The sequence below is a fragment of the Streptomyces sclerotialus genome, assembly GCF_040907265.1.
GTDB lineage: Bacteria > Actinomycetota > Actinomycetes > Streptomycetales > Streptomycetaceae > Streptomyces > Streptomyces sclerotialus.
This window is the reverse complement of the sequence record NZ_JBFOHP010000002.1, coordinates 4,499,500-4,515,370: the sequence shown is the minus strand read 5'-3', so window position 1 is coordinate 4,515,370 and position 15,871 is coordinate 4,499,500. Positions and strand designations below refer to the sequence as shown.

Below are 15,871 nucleotides of genomic sequence, written 5' to 3'. Positions count from 1 at the left end.
TTCTCACATCGCGCAGCCCTGGCTGTCGACCGGTCGCTGGGCAGTACGGCCCCGCTCGACATCGGAGCGGACCTCGTCGGCCGTCAGGGCGTACCCCGTGCTGTCGTCGTCCAGGGACTTGGCGAAGACCACGCCGTAGACCTCGCCGTCCGGGGTGAGCAGCGGGCCGCCGGAGTTGCCCTGCCGGACCGTGGCGTAGAGGGAGTACACATCGCGGGCGACCGTGTCGCGGTGGTAGATGTCCGGGCCGTTGGCCTGGATGCGGCCGCGGACGCGGGCCGAGCGGACGTCGTAGCCGCCGTTCTCCGGGAAGCCGGCGACGATGGCGCTGTTGTCACGCTGCGCGTCCCGGTCGGTGAAGCGCAGCGCGGGCGCCTGCAGCTCGGGGACGTCCAGCACGGCGATGTCGCGCTGCCAGTCGTAGAGCACGACCTTCGCGTCGTACCGCTGCCCCTCGCCGCCGATCTGCACGGTCGGCTCGGTCACGCCGCCCACGACGTGCGCGTTGGTCATGACGCGGTGCGGGGCGAAGACGAAGCCGCTGCCTTCGAGGACCTTCGCGCAACTGCTCGCCGTGCCGACGACCTTCACGATGCTCTGCTTGGCCCGTGCGGCGACGGGGCTGCCGGCCAGCGCCGGGTCGGGCGGCCGGACCTCCTGGATCGGCTCGTTCGAGAACGGCGTGAAGACCTGCGGGAAGCCGTTCTGCGCGAGGACGGAGGAGAAGTCGGCGAACCAGGTGCCGGCCTGCGCCGGGATCACCCGGGAGACGCCGAGCAGCACCTTGGAGTTGCGTACCTCCTTGCCCAGCGTGGGCAGCGACGTGCCCGCGAGGGCCGAGCCGATGAGCCAGGCCACCAGCAGCATCGCCACGACGTTCACCAGCGCGCCGCCCGTGGCGTCCAGGGCGCGCGCCGGTGACCAGGTGATGTATCTCCGGAGCTTGTTGCCCAGGTGGGTGGTGAGCGCCTGCCCCACGGAAGCGCACACGATCACGATCGCGACCGCCGCGATGGCGGCGAAGGAGCCCGGTGTGGCGTCCTCGGTCACTTCGTTCCAGATCACGGGCAGCAGGTAGACCGCGATCAGGCCGCCGCCGAGGAACCCGATCACGGACAGGATGCCGACGACGAAACCTTGGCGATAACCGACGACCGCGAACCACACGGCGGCGACCAACAGCAGGATGTCCAGGACGTTCACGCCCGCCACCGTCTCACGAGCGCCAGTCGAGCGGGACCTGCTTGTCCCGGTCCCAGGGCACTTCCCACCCCGCGTAATGCAGGATGCGGTCGATGAGCCCGGCGGTGAAACCCCAGACCAGAGCCCCTTCGACCGTGAAGGCCGGGCCGACGTGGCCACTCGGGTGGCGGGACGTCACGCGGTGCGCGGGGTCCGTGAGATCGGCCACGGGAACCGTGAACACCCGGGCCGTCTCCGCCTGGTCGACCACGCCGACCGGGCTGGGCTCGCGCCACCAGCCGAGCACCGGCGTCACCACGAAGCCGCTCACCGGGATGTAGAGCCGGGGCAGCACTCCGAAGAGCTGCACGCCCGACGGGTCCAGGCCGGTCTCCTCCCAAGCCTCGCGCAGCGCCGCCCGCAGTGGGCCGTCACCGTCCGGGTCACCGTCCTCCGGGTCCAGCGAGCCGCCGGGGAAGGACGGCTGGCCCGCATGCGAGCGCAGCGTCCCGGCGCGCTCCATGAGGAGCAGCTCGGGGCCGCGGGCGCCCTCCCCGAAGAGGATCAGCACGGCGGACTGCCGGCCGCCCGTCGCGGGCGGCAGGAAGCGGCTCAGCTGGTGCGGCTGGACCGTCGCCGCCGCGTCGGCCACCGGGCGCAGCCATGCCGGCAGGCCCTCGGTCGTGATGCGCACGTCCCCGGCGGCCGCCCCCGCGCCGGCCGTCTGCTGTCCGTACGCTCCCTGTCCGTCCGTCCGCCGTCCGTAGGCGTCCTGGTCGTACGCCCCACGTGCCGTCTCCTGTGCTCTCGTCATACGCGCCCCCTCAGGCCTTCGCTGCGATGGTCACCGACGTCCCGGCCCCAGGGCCGTCCTCCGTCATCCGCCCGTCATCCGGCCCCCAGAGGCGGCGCGGGCTCACCGGGGAAGTCGGCCGGGGGCCGCAGCCGCTGTCCCGGCTTGCCGCCCATCTCGTACTTGAGCAGCTTCTTCGCCTTCTCGGGGTCGGTCTCGCCCTCGCCGTACGACGGGCACAGCGGCGCGACGGGGCAGGCTCCGCAGGCGGGCTTGCGGGAGTGGCACACGCGGCGGCCGTGGAAGATCAGGCGGTGCGAGAGCATCGTCCACTCGCTCTTGGGGAAGATCTCGGCGATCTCCGCCTCGACCTTCTCCGGATCCTGCTGGGTGGTCCAGCCGAAGCGGCGGACCAGCCGCCCGAAGTGCGTGTCGACCGTGAGCCCGGGGACGCCGAAGGCGTTGCCCAGCACCACATTGGCGGTCTTGCGGCCCACGCCGGGCAGGGTGACCAGGTCCTCCAGGCGGCCGGGGACCTCACCGCCGAACCGGTCGCGCAGCGCGGCCGACAGGCCGAGCAGCGACCTCGCCTTGGCCCGGAAGAAGCCGGTCGGGCGGATCAGCTCCTCCAGCGCCTCGGGGTCGGCGGCGGCCATGTCCTCGGGCGTCGGATACGCGGCGAAGAGGGCCGGGGTGGTCTGGTTGACCCGGAGGTCGGTGGTCTGGGCCGACAGGACCGTGGCGACCAGCAGCTCGAAGGAGTTACGGAAGTCCAGCTCGGGGTGGGCGTACGGATACACCTCGGCGAGCTCGCGGTTCATCCGGCGGGCGCGACGGACCAGCGCGACACGGGACTCGGGCTTCTTGGCGGGCGCTGCCTTCTCGGCGGGTGCCTTGGCGGAAGCGGCCTTCTTGGCCGGGGTCTTGGCCGGTGTCTTGGCCGCGGTCTTGGCCGGGGCCCCGGCGGGGGCGGTCTTCTCGGCGGCGGATTCCTTGGCGGCGGACTTCTTCACCGTGGTCTTCTTCTCCGCGGTCTTCGCCGCAGTCTTCTTCGCCGGGGTTTTCTTCGCGGCAGCTTTTTCCGCCGCGGTTTTCCCGGCCGGGGACAGGCCGGTGGACACCTTCTCAACGGCCGTCCCGGCGGCGGTCGCCTTCTTCGCCGACGCGGTCGCCCGCTTCCCCGCCGACGCCGTCTTTCGGGCCGCTGACGTGGGCTTCTTCGCCGTCGCCGTGCCCTCCTCCGCGGCCGTCACGGACTGCCTCGCGGTGGCCGGTTTCCTTCGGGCCCGGGCCGCGTCCGGCGCCGGGCCGGCGGCGTCCGGTCCGGAAGCCTTCGACACGTCCGTCACCCCGGCCTTCTCCGCCGCAGGAGCCCTTTTGGCGGTAGCGGACCCCACCAGCTCCGAGTCCGCTTTCGAGGGCTTCGCGGCATTCGCGCTCGCCTGTTCGCCCACAGCAGAATCGCGGCCTGCGCTCACTCGTCCGGCCCCCTTGTCCTGTGCTCTCACCGGCGTATTGGACACTCGGCCAGACTAAGGCCACCCACCGACATCCGGCCCGATCGCCAGGAATCGCGCCCCCAATCGGCCCCCTGCCTTATGGCGGCGGACACCTGTCCGGCATCCTTGTGATTGATCGCACTGTTTTGCATTCCGGCATGATGGGGACCTACGTCACCCGGAGCATGTCGACAAGGAGAGAACTCGTGGACGACGTTCTGCGGCGCGCACCGCTCTTCGCGGCGCTCGATGACGAGCAGGCTGCCGAGCTGCGTGCCTCGATGACCGAGGTCACGCTTGCCCGTGGTGACGCCCTGTTCCACGAAGGGGACCCGGGCGACCGCCTGTACGTGGTCACCGACGGCAAGGTGAAGCTGCACCGCACCTCCCCCGACGGCCGCGAGAACATGCTCGCCGTCCTCGGTCCCGGTGAGCTCATCGGTGAGCTGTCCCTCTTCGACCCGGGCCCGCGCACGGCCACGGGCACCGCGCTCACCGAGGTGAAGCTGCTGGGTCTGGGCCACGGCGACCTCCAGCCCTGGCTGAACGCCCGCCCGGAGGTGGCCACGGCACTGCTGCGCGCCGTCGCCCGCCGGCTGCGCAAGACCAACGACCAGATGTCCGACCTGGTCTTCTCCGACGTCCCCGGCCGTGTGGCGCGCGCCCTCCTGGACCTCTCGCGCCGCTTCGGCGTGCAGTCCGAGGAAGGCATCCACGTCGTCCACGACCTGACGCAGGAGGAGCTGGCCCAGCTGGTCGGCGCCTCCCGGGAGACCGTCAACAAGGCGCTCGCGGACTTCGCCGGCCGTGGCTGGCTGCGTCTGGAGGCCCGCGCGGTGATCCTCCTGGACGTCGAGCGCCTCGCGAAGCGTTCCCGCTGACGCACCGCCCCGTACGCGCAGACGCGTGACGCGGCACCTACGAAAGGGCCCCGCTCCGGCGGGGCCTTTCGTATGCGCGGCCCCCGGTCGTACGCGTGACCCCGGGCCATGCGGTTCCGGGCCGGGACCCGTCCTTCAGACCAGGCCGTGCTCCCCCAGGTACTCCAGCTGCGCCCGTACGGACAGCTCGGCCGCGGGCCACAGGGAGCGGTCGACGTCGGCGTACACGTGGGCGACGACGTCGGCGGCCGTACGGTGCCCCGCCTCGACCGCGGTCTCCACCTGGGCGAGCCGCTTGGCCCGGTGCGCCAGGTAGTACTCCACGGCGCCCTGCGCGTCGTTCAGCACCGGCCCGTGTCCCGGCAGGACCGTGGTCACGCCGTCGTCGACCGTCAGGGAGCGCAGCAGCCGCAGCGAGTCCAGGTAGTCGCCGAGACGGCCGTCCGGATGCGCCACCACGGTCGTCCCCCGCCCCAGGACCGTGTCACCGGTCAGCACCGCCGCGTCGGCCGGGAGGTGGAACGAGAGCGAGTCGGCGGTGTGCCCCGGCGTGGGCACGACGCGCAGCTCCAGGCCGCCGGTCGTGATCACGTCCCCCGCGGCGAGGCCCTCGTCCCCGAGGCGCAGCGCGGGGTCCAGGGCCCGTACGGGCGTACGCGTCAGCTCGGCGAAGCGGGCGGCGCCTTCGGCGTGGTCGGGGTGCCCGTGAGTGAGCAGGGTGAGCTCGACGCGCCGGCCGGCCCTCTCGACGGTGTCGACGACCGTCTTCAGGTGCCCCTCGTCCAGCGGCCCCGGGTCGATGACCACGGCGCGGTCGGAGTCCGGCTCGGCGACGATCCAGGTGTTGGTGCCGTCCAGGGTCATCGCGGACGGGTTCGGGGCCAGTACGCAGTGCGCGCGGGCGGTCGCGGCGCCCGAGATGACGCCGCCGCGCGGCTGGCCGGGGAGTGCGGCTGCGTCGGTCATGCGGCGGGCCCTTCGGGGGAGCCGGACGCGGCGCCACCGTGGCCGGCCGCCGCGCCCGAGGGGATGTGTTTGGTGAACTCTTCGTGGCCGGGCCAGCTCAGCACGATCTCGCCCGCGACGAGCTCCGCACGCGCCAGTACGGGCGTGAGGTCCTGCCGGGCGGACGCGGCGAGCGCTTCGGAGGCGCTGCCGTACGGCTCCAGGGTGCGCAGCGTGGCGATGGTCGGCGGCATCATCAGCAGCTCGCCGCGGTCGTAGCCGGCCGCCGCCTCGGCGGGCCGGGTCCACACCGTGCGGTCGGCCTCGGTGGACGCGTTACGGGTGCGCTGGCCTTCGGGCAGCGCGGCCACGAAGAACCAGGTGTCGTAGCGCCGCGGCTCGAACTCGGGGGTGATCCAGCGCGCCCAGGCCCCCAGGAGGTCACTGCGCAGCACCAGGCCCCGGCGGTCCAGGAAGTCGGCGAACGACAGCTCACGGGCCACCAGAGCGGCGCGGTCGGCCTCCCAGTCGTCCCCGGTGGTGTCGGCCACGACGGTGTCTGCCGACGGCCCCGCGAGCAGTACACCGGCCTCCTCGAAAGTCTCGCGGACCGCCGCGCACACCACCGCCTGTGCCACGGACTCCTCGACGTCCAGCCGGGCGGCCCACTCGGTTCGCGCGGGCCCGGCCCAGGCGACCGGCCGCTCGTCCCGGAGATCGACGGAGCCGCCCGGATACGCGTACGCGCCGCCCGCGAAGGCCATCGAGGCGCGCCGGCGCAGCATGTGGACGGCCGGGCCGTGGCCGGAGTCGCGCAGGAGCATGACGGTCGCCGCTCTTCGGGGCGTGACCGGCGTCAGCTCCCCACTGGCGAGGGCCCGGATCCGGTCCGGCCATTCGGGCGGGTACCACTGGCCATTGGTCGTCGTCGACATGGCCGGATGCTATGCGTTCGTGCGCGGATGTTCGAGGGGGCGCCGACCGCCGGACGATCTCCACAGAGGCCGATCTCCCGGGCGCACGAGGGGGGCGGTGGGCGAGGGGCCCCGTAGGCGAGAGGGGTGGCGAGCGCGCGGGCCTGAAGACGCGAGGGGCGGCACGGTCCGCAGCGCGCGCCGCGTTCCGTACCGCCCCTCGAAGCCGTGCTCGGGCCGGCCGCTCAGTCCGCGATCTCGACCTGGATCTCGACCTCGACCGGCGCGTCGACCGGCAGGACCGCCACGCCCACGGCGGAGCGGGCGTGCACGCCCTTGTCGCCGAGGATCTCGCCGAGCAGCTCGCTCGCGCCGTTGACGACGCCGGGCTGGCCGGTGAAGTCCGGCGCGGACGCCACGAAGCCGACGACCTTCACGACCCGGACGATCTTGTCCAGGTCGCCGGTCACGGACTTCACGGCGGCCAGCGCGTTGAGCGCGCAGACGCCGGCCAGCTCCTTGGCCTGCTCGGCACCGACCTCGGCGCCGACCTTGCCGGTGGCGGGCAGGGCACCGTCCACCATCGGCAGCTGGCCGGAGGTGAACACGTAGTTCCCGGAGCGCACGGCCGGCTGGTAGGCGGCCAGCGGCGGCACGACGTCGGGGAGCTTCAGGCCGAGCGACTCGATCTTGTCCTCGACCTGGCTCATGCCTGCTTCTCCCGCTTCAGGTAGGCCACCAGCTGCTCGGGGTTGTTCGGGCCCGGCACGACCTGGACGAGCTCCCAGCCGTCCTCGCCCCAGGTGTCCAGAATCTGCTTCGTCGCGTGCACCAGCAGGGGCACGGTCGCGTATTCCCACTTCGTCATGGGGCGAGCGTAATGCCTGTACACGGCGCCCGAGGACGCGCGTCCGCGGCGCCCCTGTATGCGCGTTCCCGGCCCCCGGAGGCGCGCCGCCGACCGAGGCATACACGACAGGCCCGGCGTCTCGTGCGTAGCCGGCGGGTGGACTGGTTAGGCTCCATGGCGTGAGCAGGCTCCATGTCGTCAGCGGCAAGGGCGGTACCGGCAAGACCACGGTCGCCGCCGCCCTCGCCCTCGCCCTGGCCACGGAGGGACGGCGCACCCTCCTGGTCGAGGTCGAGGGCCGGCAGGGCATTGCCCAAGTGTTCGAGACCGAGGCGCTGCCCTATGAGGAGCGCAAGATCGCCGTAGCTCCTGATTCAGCAGGGGCATCGCGCAGCGATTCCTCCCGGGGCGGTGGCGGGAGACGGGCGGGCGAGGTGCACGCGCTGGCCATCGATGCCGAGCGCGCGCTGCTGGACTACCTCCAGATGTTCTACAAACTCGGCGGTGCCGGGCGCGCCCTCAAGAAGCTCGGCGCCATCGACTTCGCCACGACCATCGCGCCGGGTCTGCGGGACGTCCTGCTGACCGGCAAGGCGTGCGAGGCCGTCCGCAGGAAGGACAAGCACGGGCGCTTCGTGTACGACGCGGTCGTCATGGACGCGCCGCCCACGGGCCGCATCACGCGCTTCCTGAACGTCAACGACGAGGTGGCCGGGCTGGCCAAGATAGGGCCGATCCACAATCAGGCGCAGGCCGTGATGCGGGTGCTGAAGTCGCCGGAGACGGCCGTCCACCTGGTGACGCTGCTGGAGGAGATGCCGGTCCAGGAGACCGTGGACGGCGTCGCCGAACTGCGCGCCGCCGGCCTCCCGGTGGGCGGCGTGGTCATCAACATGGTCCGGCCGCCCGTGCTCGACCCCGACGAGGTGGACCTGGCAGCGAACGGCGCCCGCGCGGGCATCGCCGCGGCGCTGTCCAGCGCGGGCCTGGGCGGGGCGCGCCGTGGCGACGACAAGGAGGGGCGGCGCGCAGCGCCTCCTGCCGGGGCGGTGGCGGGAGACGGGCGGGTGGAACGGCTCATCGATCCGCTGCTGGAGCAGGCCCGCGAGCACGCCGAGCGGGTCGCGCTGGAGCGAGCGGAACACACCGAGATCACCGGGCTCGGGCTGCCCACGTACGAACTGGAGCAGCTCCCCGAGGGCGTCGACCTCGCGGGGCTCTACCGGCTGGCCCGGGACCTGCGGACACAGGGACCGATATGACATCGGAGTACACGACCTTGGACGCTTCGGCTCCGCATCTGGACGTGGACACGCTGCTCGACGACCCGCAGACCCGCATCATCGTCTGCTGTGGCGCGGGCGGCGTCGGGAAGACCACCACGGCGGCCGCGCTGGGCGTCCGCGCGGCGGAGCGCGGCCGGAGGGCCGTCGTCCTCACCATCGACCCGGCCCGCCGGCTCGCGCAGTCGATGGGCATCTCCGAGCTGGACAACATCCCGCGGCAGGTCAAGGACGTACGCGGCCCCGAAGGCCGCGGCGAGCTGTACGCGATGATGCTGGACATGAAGCGCACGTTCGACGAGATCGTCGAGGCGCACGCGGACAAGGAGCGGGCCAGGGCCATCCTGGAGAACCCCTTCTACCAGTCCCTGTCGGCCGGATTCGCCGGCACGCAGGAGTACATGGCCATGGAGAAGCTGGGCCAGCTGCGCTCCCGCGACGAGTGGGACCTGATCATCGTCGACACCCCGCCGAGCCGGTCCGCGCTGGACTTCCTGGACGCGCCCAAGCGGCTGGGGTCCTTCCTGGACGGCAAGTTCATCCGCGTCCTGATGGCGCCCGCGAAGGTCGGCGGCCGGGCCGGGATGAAGTTCCTCAACGTCGGCATGTCGATGATGACCGGCACGCTGAGCAAGCTGATGGGCGGCCAGCTGCTCAAGGACGTCCAGACGTTCGTGGCCGCCATGGACACCATGTTCGGCGGCTTCCGCACCCGCGCGGACGCCACGTACCGGCTGCTGCAGGCACCCGGTACGGCCTTCCTCGTGGTGGCCGCGCCGGAGCGGGACGCGCTGCGCGAGGCGGCGTACTTCGTGGAGCGGCTGGCCGCCGAACAGATGCCGCTGGCCGGCCTCGTGCTGAACCGCGTACACGGCAGCGGGGCCGACCAGTTGAGCGCCGAGCGGGCGCTGGCGGCGGCCGAGGCGCTGACCGACCTGGCCGGAGCAGAAGATTCCGCTTCGGTGGACGGGGAAGACGCCGAAAATCTTGACGAGGGCGGAATTGTGGATCTCGGAGGCGGGAAGGCTGGATCACGTACCGCCGACGCTCCCTCCCCCGCTGCGCCGGCGCTGCAAGAGCACGATCCCTCCGTAACTCCCGAATCGAAGCAGTCCCCCGAGGCCCGGTCGGCGCGACTCGCCGCCGGCCTGCTGACCCTGCACGCCGAACGCATGCAGGTTCTGGCGCGCGAGCGGCGCACCCGCGACCGCTTCACCGCGCTGCACCCGGAGGTACCGGTGGCCGAGATCGCCGCGCTGCCCGGTGACGTCCATGACGTCGCGGGGCTGCGGGAGATCGGCGACCGCCTCGCGTCCGGGCACGCCGACGAGGCGTACGACGACGCGAGCTAGCCAGCGGTCCTGCCCTTTCGGGCACGTGCCCTGCTCGGCGTGCGCCTGCTCGGGCACGGCCGGCGGCCCGTAAGGGCACCGGGCTGAGCCCCGCGGCACCCGTCGGCACGCCCGCGACACGTACCACTCGCATGGTGGCGTCGGCACGTACCGCTCGCGCGACGGCAAGAGAGCCCAGGCGGTAAGACGGCCGGTGCAAGCCGACGTAAGGCCCGGCATGCCGGAGGGAGAGGGGTGGGGAGGCCCCGCATCGGCGAGTGCGGAAAGCCGACCTGGCTTCCGCGTCCCGGTACGGCATCGGCTCAGGCATGGTGACGTGACGCGAGGCGGCACAACCCGCGCCGTCCTCCGTGCGAGGGTGCACGACGGCGGCCGAAGCCACCATCACGTGCCGCACTTCCACCGCGCTCGTGAACGCGGTGACCGCGCGCCGACTCAAGCGCCGGCGGCCATGCCGCAGTCGGCGCTCACCAGGCCCGGCCGGTCCTGCGCCGGGTGCTCATTTCCCGGCCTGACGGCCGGGCGCCACGGGCCGGCTCAGCCGACCGCGGCGAAGTTGTCGTACTCCTCTTCTTCGCAGTCCACGAGAATTCCCGCGCTGCGTTCGTATTCCGTACGAGCCGTCTCCAGCAGCCGACGCCACGAGGTGACGGTCGGGCGGCGGCGCAGCAACGCCCTCCGCTCGCGCTCCGTCATCCCGCCCCACACGCCGAATTCGACGCGGTTGTCCAGGGCGTCGGCGAGGCATTCGGTCCGCACGGGGCATCCGGTGCAGACCGCCTTTGCGCGGTTCTGCGCTGCTCCTTGAACGAACAGCTCGTCCGGATCGGTCGTGCGGCAGGCTGCCTGTGCACTCCAGTCGGTTACCCAGCTCATGCTGGCGCCGTCCTCTCCCGAATCGAGGCTCCCCCACGGCGGCAAGCGGCATATTCACCGTTGCCAGTTGAGGACGTTACGGAAGGCAGGCAGGGCGCAACACCCCCTTCGGGCCCAATCTTGAATGGTCCGAACGGACTATGCGTATGCGGCAGATCACCCAACGGAGTGAGCGCAGGGCATACGTCGCTTTTCTGGCAGGGCAGGACAGTTCAGGGTGTTTCCCACAGGTCACGGGCGAGCGCAGGTGACGCAAGCGGGCGATCGGGGCACCGGTCCCGCGGCAGAAGAGGGAGATGTGCTGGTGCGGAACCACGCTGCTGTGACAGGCGTGAACAGAGTAAGCGAACAGATGCGCCCCTGTCCGGTGATTGAGAACGTAGGGTGCCCTCATGGGTAAGAAGCGCGACGGTGGCGGCCTCACCGCGACCCAGCAGGCCGCGAAGTTCCTCGGCGTCAGCGTCCTGGCCGGAGCTGTGCTGGCGGGACTGGCCCTCCCTGCCGCCGGCGCGCTGGGCCTCGCCGCCAAGGGGACGGTCGAGGGATTCGACGAGATCCCGGCCAACATGAAGACGCCGCCGCTCAGCCAGCAGACGAAGATCCTGGATGCGAACGGCGGCGAGATCGCCAAGGTCTACTTCCGTAACCGCAAGGTGGTGGAGCTGAAGGACATCTCCCCGTACATGCAGAAGGCGATCGTCGCGATCGAGGACTCGCGCTTCTACCAGCACGGCGCGGTCGACATGAAGGGCATCCTGCGCGCGGTCAACAAGAACGCGCAGTCCGGCGGGGTCTCGCAGGGTGCCTCGACGCTGACGCAGCAGTACGTGAAGAACGTCTTCGTCGAGGAGGCGGGCAACGACCGGGACAAGGTCGCGGAGGCCACCCAGCAGACCATCGGCCGCAAGGTGCGCGAGCTGAAGTACGCGATACAGGTCGAGAAGGAGCTGGGCAAGAAGAAGATCCTGCAGAACTACCTGAACATCACCTTCTTCGGGCAGCAGGCGTACGGCGTCGAGGCCGCGGCCCAGCGGTACTTCAGCAAGTCCGCCAAGGACCTGGACCTCCCCGAGGCCGCGCTGCTGGCCGGCATCGTCCAGTCGCCGAGCCGGTACGACCCGGTCAACGACCCGGAGGAGGCCACCAAGCGGCGCAACACCGTGCTGCAGCGGATGGCCGACGTCCACGACATCACCCGGGCGCAGGCCGACGCCGCCGCCAAGAAGCCGATCGAGCTGCACCTCAGCACCCCGCGCAACGGCTGCATCACCGCCGTCGACGGTGCCGGGTTCTTCTGCGACTACGTCCGCGAGGCCTTCCTGAACGACCCGGTCTTCGGCAAGACGCCCAAGGCCCGGCTGGCCCGCTGGCAGCGCGGCGGCATGACGATCCGTACGACGCTGGACCCGCAGGCCCAGAAGGCGGTGCAGAAGTCGGTCAGCGATCACGTGTACGACTCGGACCCGGTCGCCACCGCGGCGGCGCTGGTCGAGCCGGGCACGGGCAAGATTCGCGGCATGGGCCAGTCCCGGCCGTACGGCTTCAAGGGCAACCAGACCCAGATGAACCTGTCCGTGGACGGTGACATGGGCGGCGGCGCCGGATACCAGCCCGGTTCGACCTTCAAGCCGGTGATCGCGGCGGCCGCGATCGAGCAGGGCGTCAGCCCGGACAAGGTCTACCCGTCCCCGTACCGCATGCAGTACCCGAGCCCGGTCTCCACCTGTAAGGGCATGTGGAACGGCAGCGCCCCGGTGGAGAACGAGAACAGCAGCGAGAAGGGCCCGTACGGCATGAAGGAGGCGACCGCCAAGTCGGTCAACACCTACTTCGTGTCGCTGATCAGCGACATCGGCATCTGCCCGGTCACGAAGATGGCCGACCGGATGGGCATCAAGCGCGCCGACGGCAAGGAGATCGACCAGGTCCCGTCTATCACTCTGGGCACGCAGGAGATGTCGCCGCTGACCATGGCCGCGGGGTACGCCGCGTTCGCCAACCGCGGCGAGTACTGCACGCCGGTCGCCATCGAGTCGATCACCGGCCCGGACGGCAAGGCGATGAAGGTCCCGCAGACCAGCTGCCGCCGGGCCATGTCGGAGAAGACGGCCGACACCATAAACACCCTTCTCCAGGGCGTCGTCGAGGACGGCACCGGCAAGGAGGCCGGGCTCAGCAGCCGGCCGAGCGCGGGCAAGACCGGTACGACGGACGGCCGTTACGCCGCCTGGTTCGTGGGCTACACCCCGAACATGGCGGGTGCGGTCTGGGTCGGCGACCCCGAGCACAAGCGGCGGATGGTCGACATCACCATCGGCGGCCGCCCGTACGACAAGGTCTTCGGTGGCCAGGTGCCGGGGCCGATCTGGCGGGACGCGATGGCCGGGGCGCTGGCCGGGAAGCCCGCGCCGGGCTTCCACACGGTGCCCATCCGCGACCCCAAGAGCAAGAAGAAGAACCGTGCCAAGCCACCGGCCCACACGGACGACAAGCCCGGCGGGGGCGGCATCGACCTCCCCGACCTGCCGGACCTGCCCGACGTCATAGGGGGCGGCGACAACGGCGGCTGGAGCTGGCCGGGCGGGGGAAACGGCCGCGGGCACAACGGGTGAGCGCGGCGCGCTGGACCGCGTGACGCACGACGTAAGGGGCGCCTCCCCGCAGGGAGGCGCCCCTTCGCGCATCAGTACGCGCGGGGTCAGCCCGCCAGCAGCTTCTTCACCGCGGCGGCCACCCGGCCGCCCTCGGCACGGCCCGCGACCTTAGGGTTCACGATCTTCATGACCGCGCCCATGGCCTTCGGGCCCTCGGCGCCGCTGCCCTTGGCCTCGGCCACCGCCTCGGCGACGATGTTCTCCAGCTCCTCGTCCGTGAGCTGCTTGGGGAGGTAGTCGGCGAGCACCTCGCCCTCGGCCTTCTCCCGCGCGGCCTGCTCCGTCCGGCCGCCCTTGTCGAACGCCTCGGCGGCCTCCCGGCGCTTCTTCGCCTCACGCGCGATGATCTTCTCGACCTCGCCGTCCGACAGCTCGCGGGCCTCGGTCCCCGCGACCTCCTCCTTCTGGATCGCGGTGAGCGTGAGGCGGAGGGTGGAGGAGCGCAGCTCGTCGCGCGCCTTGATCGCTGCGGTGAGGTCGTCCTGCAGCTTCGTCTTGAGCGTGGTCATGACCTAAGTTTGCCAGGACCCGAGGTGTACCGCGCGGAGTTATCGGGCCGGAACGCCTTCCCGGGACCCCGGCGGCCCCAACAGCCTCTGCAGTCGTAAGACCGGCAGTCGTACGACCGGCAGCCGTCGGCGACCGTACGGCCGGCCGTCACCGGCGTCCGACACCCGGGTCCGTCCCCGCCGTCCGGCACCCGCGTCCGTACGACAACAAGATCATCCCGCCCCGTGCTGTCCCCGTCTCCGCTCTCTGCCACGATGGGTGTCATGCGCGCGCGATACGGAGTACCCCTGTCCCTTACGGCGGTCGGCGCGGCCGGCCTCGCCTACGCCGCCGGCATCGAGGCCCGCTCCTTCCGGCTCCGCCGGGTGACGATCCCCGTACTCCCCCGCGGCATGCGGCCGTTGCGGGTGCTGCAGGTGTCGGACATCCACATGGTCAGCGGGCAGAACAAGAAGCGGCGCTGGCTGCAGTCCCTGGCGGGCCTCCGCCCCGACTTCGTCGTCAACACCGGCGACAATCTCTCCGACCCCGAAGGAGTGCCGGAGGTACTGGACGCACTGGGCCCGCTGATGGAGTTCCCCGGCACGTACGTGTTCGGTTCGAACGACTACTACGGTCCGAAGCTGCGCAATCCCGCCCGCTATCTGATCGAGAAGGTTCAGGGGCGACACGGCCTGAACGGCAATCCGCCGGTCGTCGGCGCCGTCCACAACCCCTGGGAAGAGCTGCGCGACGCCTTCGACGAGGCGGGCTGGGTCGGCCTGTCCAACAACCGCGGCCGCCTGAAGCTCGACGGCATCGAGATCGCACTGACCGGCCTGGACGACCCGCACATCAAGCGCGACCGGTACGCCGAGGTGGCCGGCGGGCCCGAGGACGGCGCCGATCTCTCCCTCGCCGTCGTACACGCCCCGTACCTGCGCTCCCTGGACGCCTTCACCGCCGACGGCTACCCGCTGATCCTCGCCGGGCACACCCACGGCGGCCAGCTGTGCATCCCCTTCTACGGCGCCCTGGTCACCAACTGCGACCTGGACACGGGCCGGGTCAAGGGCCTCTCCACCCACACCGCCGGCGAGCACACCTCGTACCTGCACGTCTCCGCGGGCTGCGGCACCAACCGCTACACCCCCGTCCGCTTCGCCTGCCCGCCCGAGGCGACCCTGCTGACGCTGACGGAACAGGCCTGACACACCGGGCCCCGTCGGCCCGCCGTACGCCGAACCGCCGTACGGCCCCCGGAGCACAGCGCGGCCGGCATCGCCGTACCGCTGCCACCGGCCCGCCGGCCGCTCCCACTCCGGGGGCCGCACCGTCCCCAGTCCCCCCACGACCCGTCTAGCGTGGAGAGATGATCGACCCGACCCGGTCCGACCCCACCCGTTCCTCGCACTACGCGACCGGCCCGGCCGGCGCCTCGGCACTCACCCCGTCCTCAGCGGTCGCGCCGCACGTCCGACGCCCGCTCGCCGCCGTCCTCCGCGTCCTGCTCGCCGCGGCCGCGGCCACCGGCATCGCCCTGGAGATCAGTCGCGCCACCGACCTGCCGCGCCTGTTCAGCGACTTCTCGGTCCAGGTCGGCACCGTGTTCGCGCTCGGCACCCTGTGGTCCGCCTACCGCGCCGGCAGCGGCCGCCGCCCCGTCTCCGCCCGGATCACCGGCGCGCTCCTGCTCTACGTGGTCTTCGCCGCCCTGCTCCATCACACGCACCTCGTGCCCGGCCCCGGCGGCCCCGGCGGCTCCGCCACGACCGGCACGGCCGCCGCCCTGCTCCTGCACACCGCCGTCCCCCTCGGCGCCGTACTGGACTGGCTCTTCCTGAGCGCCCCGCGCCAGTACCGGCTGCGCCACACCTGGCAGTGGCTCGCCTACCCCTTCCTCTATCTCCTCTTCGCCGTCCTCCGCGGCGCACTGATCACTCCGGGCGCCGCCGGCCGCTACCCCTGGCCCTTCCTGGACGCCACGGCACACGGCTATCTCTCCGCCCTGACAGCCGCCCTCCTGTGCCTTCTCACCCTCTACGCGCTCGCCACCGTCCTCCTCGCGATCGACCAGCTCAGGCCCGCTCCTCCGCGCCCCGGGTATCGGATTTCGCGTACGGGGATCGGTCCGCTAAAGTAGAGCTCGTTGC

Annotated in this window: 15 protein-coding genes; 6 read left to right on the top strand and 9 right to left on the bottom strand. The window is 71.7% G+C overall.

From position 1 onward, the window contains the following. Nucleotides 1-3 precede the first annotated feature (3 nt). The 3 genes from AAC944_RS20100 to nth form a co-directional block, all read right to left on the bottom strand. On the bottom strand, nt 4-1,203 hold the full coding sequence (locus AAC944_RS20100; protein WP_030615824.1) for a MarP family serine protease: 1,200 nt from the start codon (nt 1,201-1,203) through the stop codon (nt 4-6). A 13-nt stretch (nt 1,204-1,216) separates the two neighbouring features. Further along, nucleotides 1,217-1,996: an NUDIX hydrolase gene (locus tag AAC944_RS20095; protein WP_030615821.1), complete on the bottom strand. Its 780-nt coding sequence runs from the start codon at nt 1,994-1,996 to the stop codon at nt 1,217-1,219. Between the two features lie 74 nt (nt 1,997-2,070). Next, nucleotides 2,071-2,988 (bottom strand): endonuclease III, encoded by a 918-nt coding sequence (gene nth / locus AAC944_RS20090; protein WP_030615818.1) that lies wholly within the window; start codon nt 2,986-2,988, stop codon nt 2,071-2,073. A 692-nt stretch (nt 2,989-3,680) separates the two neighbouring features. On the opposite strand from nth, the gene AAC944_RS20080 reads away from it, so the two are divergent. Beyond that, nucleotides 3,681-4,355 carry a Crp/Fnr family transcriptional regulator gene (locus AAC944_RS20080; protein WP_030260115.1) on the top strand — a complete coding sequence of 225 codons (675 nt, stop codon included), beginning with the start codon at nt 3,681-3,683 and terminating at the stop codon, nt 4,353-4,355. A 135-nt stretch (nt 4,356-4,490) separates the two neighbouring features. Here the strand turns inward: AAC944_RS20080 and AAC944_RS20075 are convergent, their stop codons facing one another. The 4 genes from AAC944_RS20075 to sp36 all read right to left on the bottom strand — a co-directional run bounded on the left by AAC944_RS20075 (nt 4,491) and on the right by sp36 (nt 7,082). Further along, nucleotides 4,491-5,321: an MBL fold metallo-hydrolase gene (locus tag AAC944_RS20075; RefSeq protein ID WP_030615812.1), complete on the bottom strand. Its 831-nt coding sequence runs from the start codon at nt 5,319-5,321 to the stop codon at nt 4,491-4,493. After that, a complete protein-coding gene (locus AAC944_RS20070) occupies nt 5,318-6,235 on the bottom strand; it encodes an NUDIX hydrolase (protein WP_030615809.1) in 918 nt (305 codons plus the stop codon). The genes AAC944_RS20075 and AAC944_RS20070 overlap by 4 nt, the downstream gene beginning before the upstream one ends. Before the next feature lie 224 nt (nt 6,236-6,459). Beyond that, nucleotides 6,460-6,924, bottom strand: coding sequence for a RidA family protein (locus AAC944_RS20065; protein WP_030615806.1), 465 nt, complete (start codon nt 6,922-6,924; stop codon nt 6,460-6,462). Further along, entirely contained in the window at nt 6,921-7,082 is a 162-nt protein-coding gene (gene sp36, locus AAC944_RS20060; RefSeq protein ID WP_003975360.1) for a Sp36 family protein, read from the bottom strand. The genes AAC944_RS20065 and sp36 overlap by 4 nt, the downstream gene beginning before the upstream one ends. A 161-nt stretch (nt 7,083-7,243) precedes the next feature. Between sp36 and bagA the strand changes: the two genes are divergently transcribed. Both bagA and bagB read left to right on the top strand, forming a co-directional pair. Continuing rightward, nucleotides 7,244-8,326 carry an ATPase BagA gene (gene bagA / locus AAC944_RS20055; RefSeq protein WP_030615803.1) on the top strand — a complete coding sequence of 361 codons (1,083 nt, stop codon included), beginning with the start codon at nt 7,244-7,246 and terminating at the stop codon, nt 8,324-8,326. Further along, entirely contained in the window at nt 8,323-9,699 is a 1,377-nt protein-coding gene (bagB, locus tag AAC944_RS20050) for an ATPase BagB (RefSeq protein ID WP_030615801.1), read from the top strand. Before bagA ends, bagB begins: the two co-directional genes overlap by 4 nt. A 537-nt stretch (nt 9,700-10,236) precedes the next feature. Here bagB and AAC944_RS20045 read toward each other — a convergent pair. Continuing rightward, nucleotides 10,237-10,575: a WhiB family transcriptional regulator gene (locus AAC944_RS20045; protein WP_030615797.1), complete on the bottom strand. Its 339-nt coding sequence runs from the start codon at nt 10,573-10,575 to the stop codon at nt 10,237-10,239. A gap of 392 nt (nt 10,576-10,967) precedes the next feature. Here AAC944_RS20045 and AAC944_RS20040 point away from each other — a divergent pair, with 392 nt between their 5' ends. Then, complete coding sequence (locus AAC944_RS20040) at nt 10,968-13,187, top strand: transglycosylase domain-containing protein (protein WP_030615794.1); 2,220 nt, start codon at nt 10,968-10,970, stop codon at nt 13,185-13,187. An 86-nt stretch (nt 13,188-13,273) separates the two neighbouring features. On the opposite strand, the gene AAC944_RS20035 is transcribed toward AAC944_RS20040, so the two are convergent. Then, the gene (locus AAC944_RS20035) at nt 13,274-13,738 is read right to left on the bottom strand and encodes a GatB/YqeY domain-containing protein (protein ID WP_030615792.1); all 465 of its coding nucleotides are present in this window, start codon (nt 13,736-13,738) and stop codon (nt 13,274-13,276) included. Nucleotides 13,739-14,002: 264 nt separating this feature from the next. On the opposite strand from AAC944_RS20035, the gene AAC944_RS20030 reads away from it, so the two are divergent. After that, entirely contained in the window at nt 14,003-14,929 is a 927-nt protein-coding gene (locus AAC944_RS20030; RefSeq protein WP_030615789.1) for a metallophosphoesterase, read from the top strand. A gap of 161 nt (nt 14,930-15,090) precedes the next feature. Further along, nucleotides 15,091-15,861 (top strand): Pr6Pr family membrane protein, encoded by a 771-nt coding sequence (locus AAC944_RS20025; RefSeq protein ID WP_030615786.1) that lies wholly within the window; start codon nt 15,091-15,093, stop codon nt 15,859-15,861. The last annotated feature ends 10 nt before the right edge of the window (nt 15,862-15,871 follow it).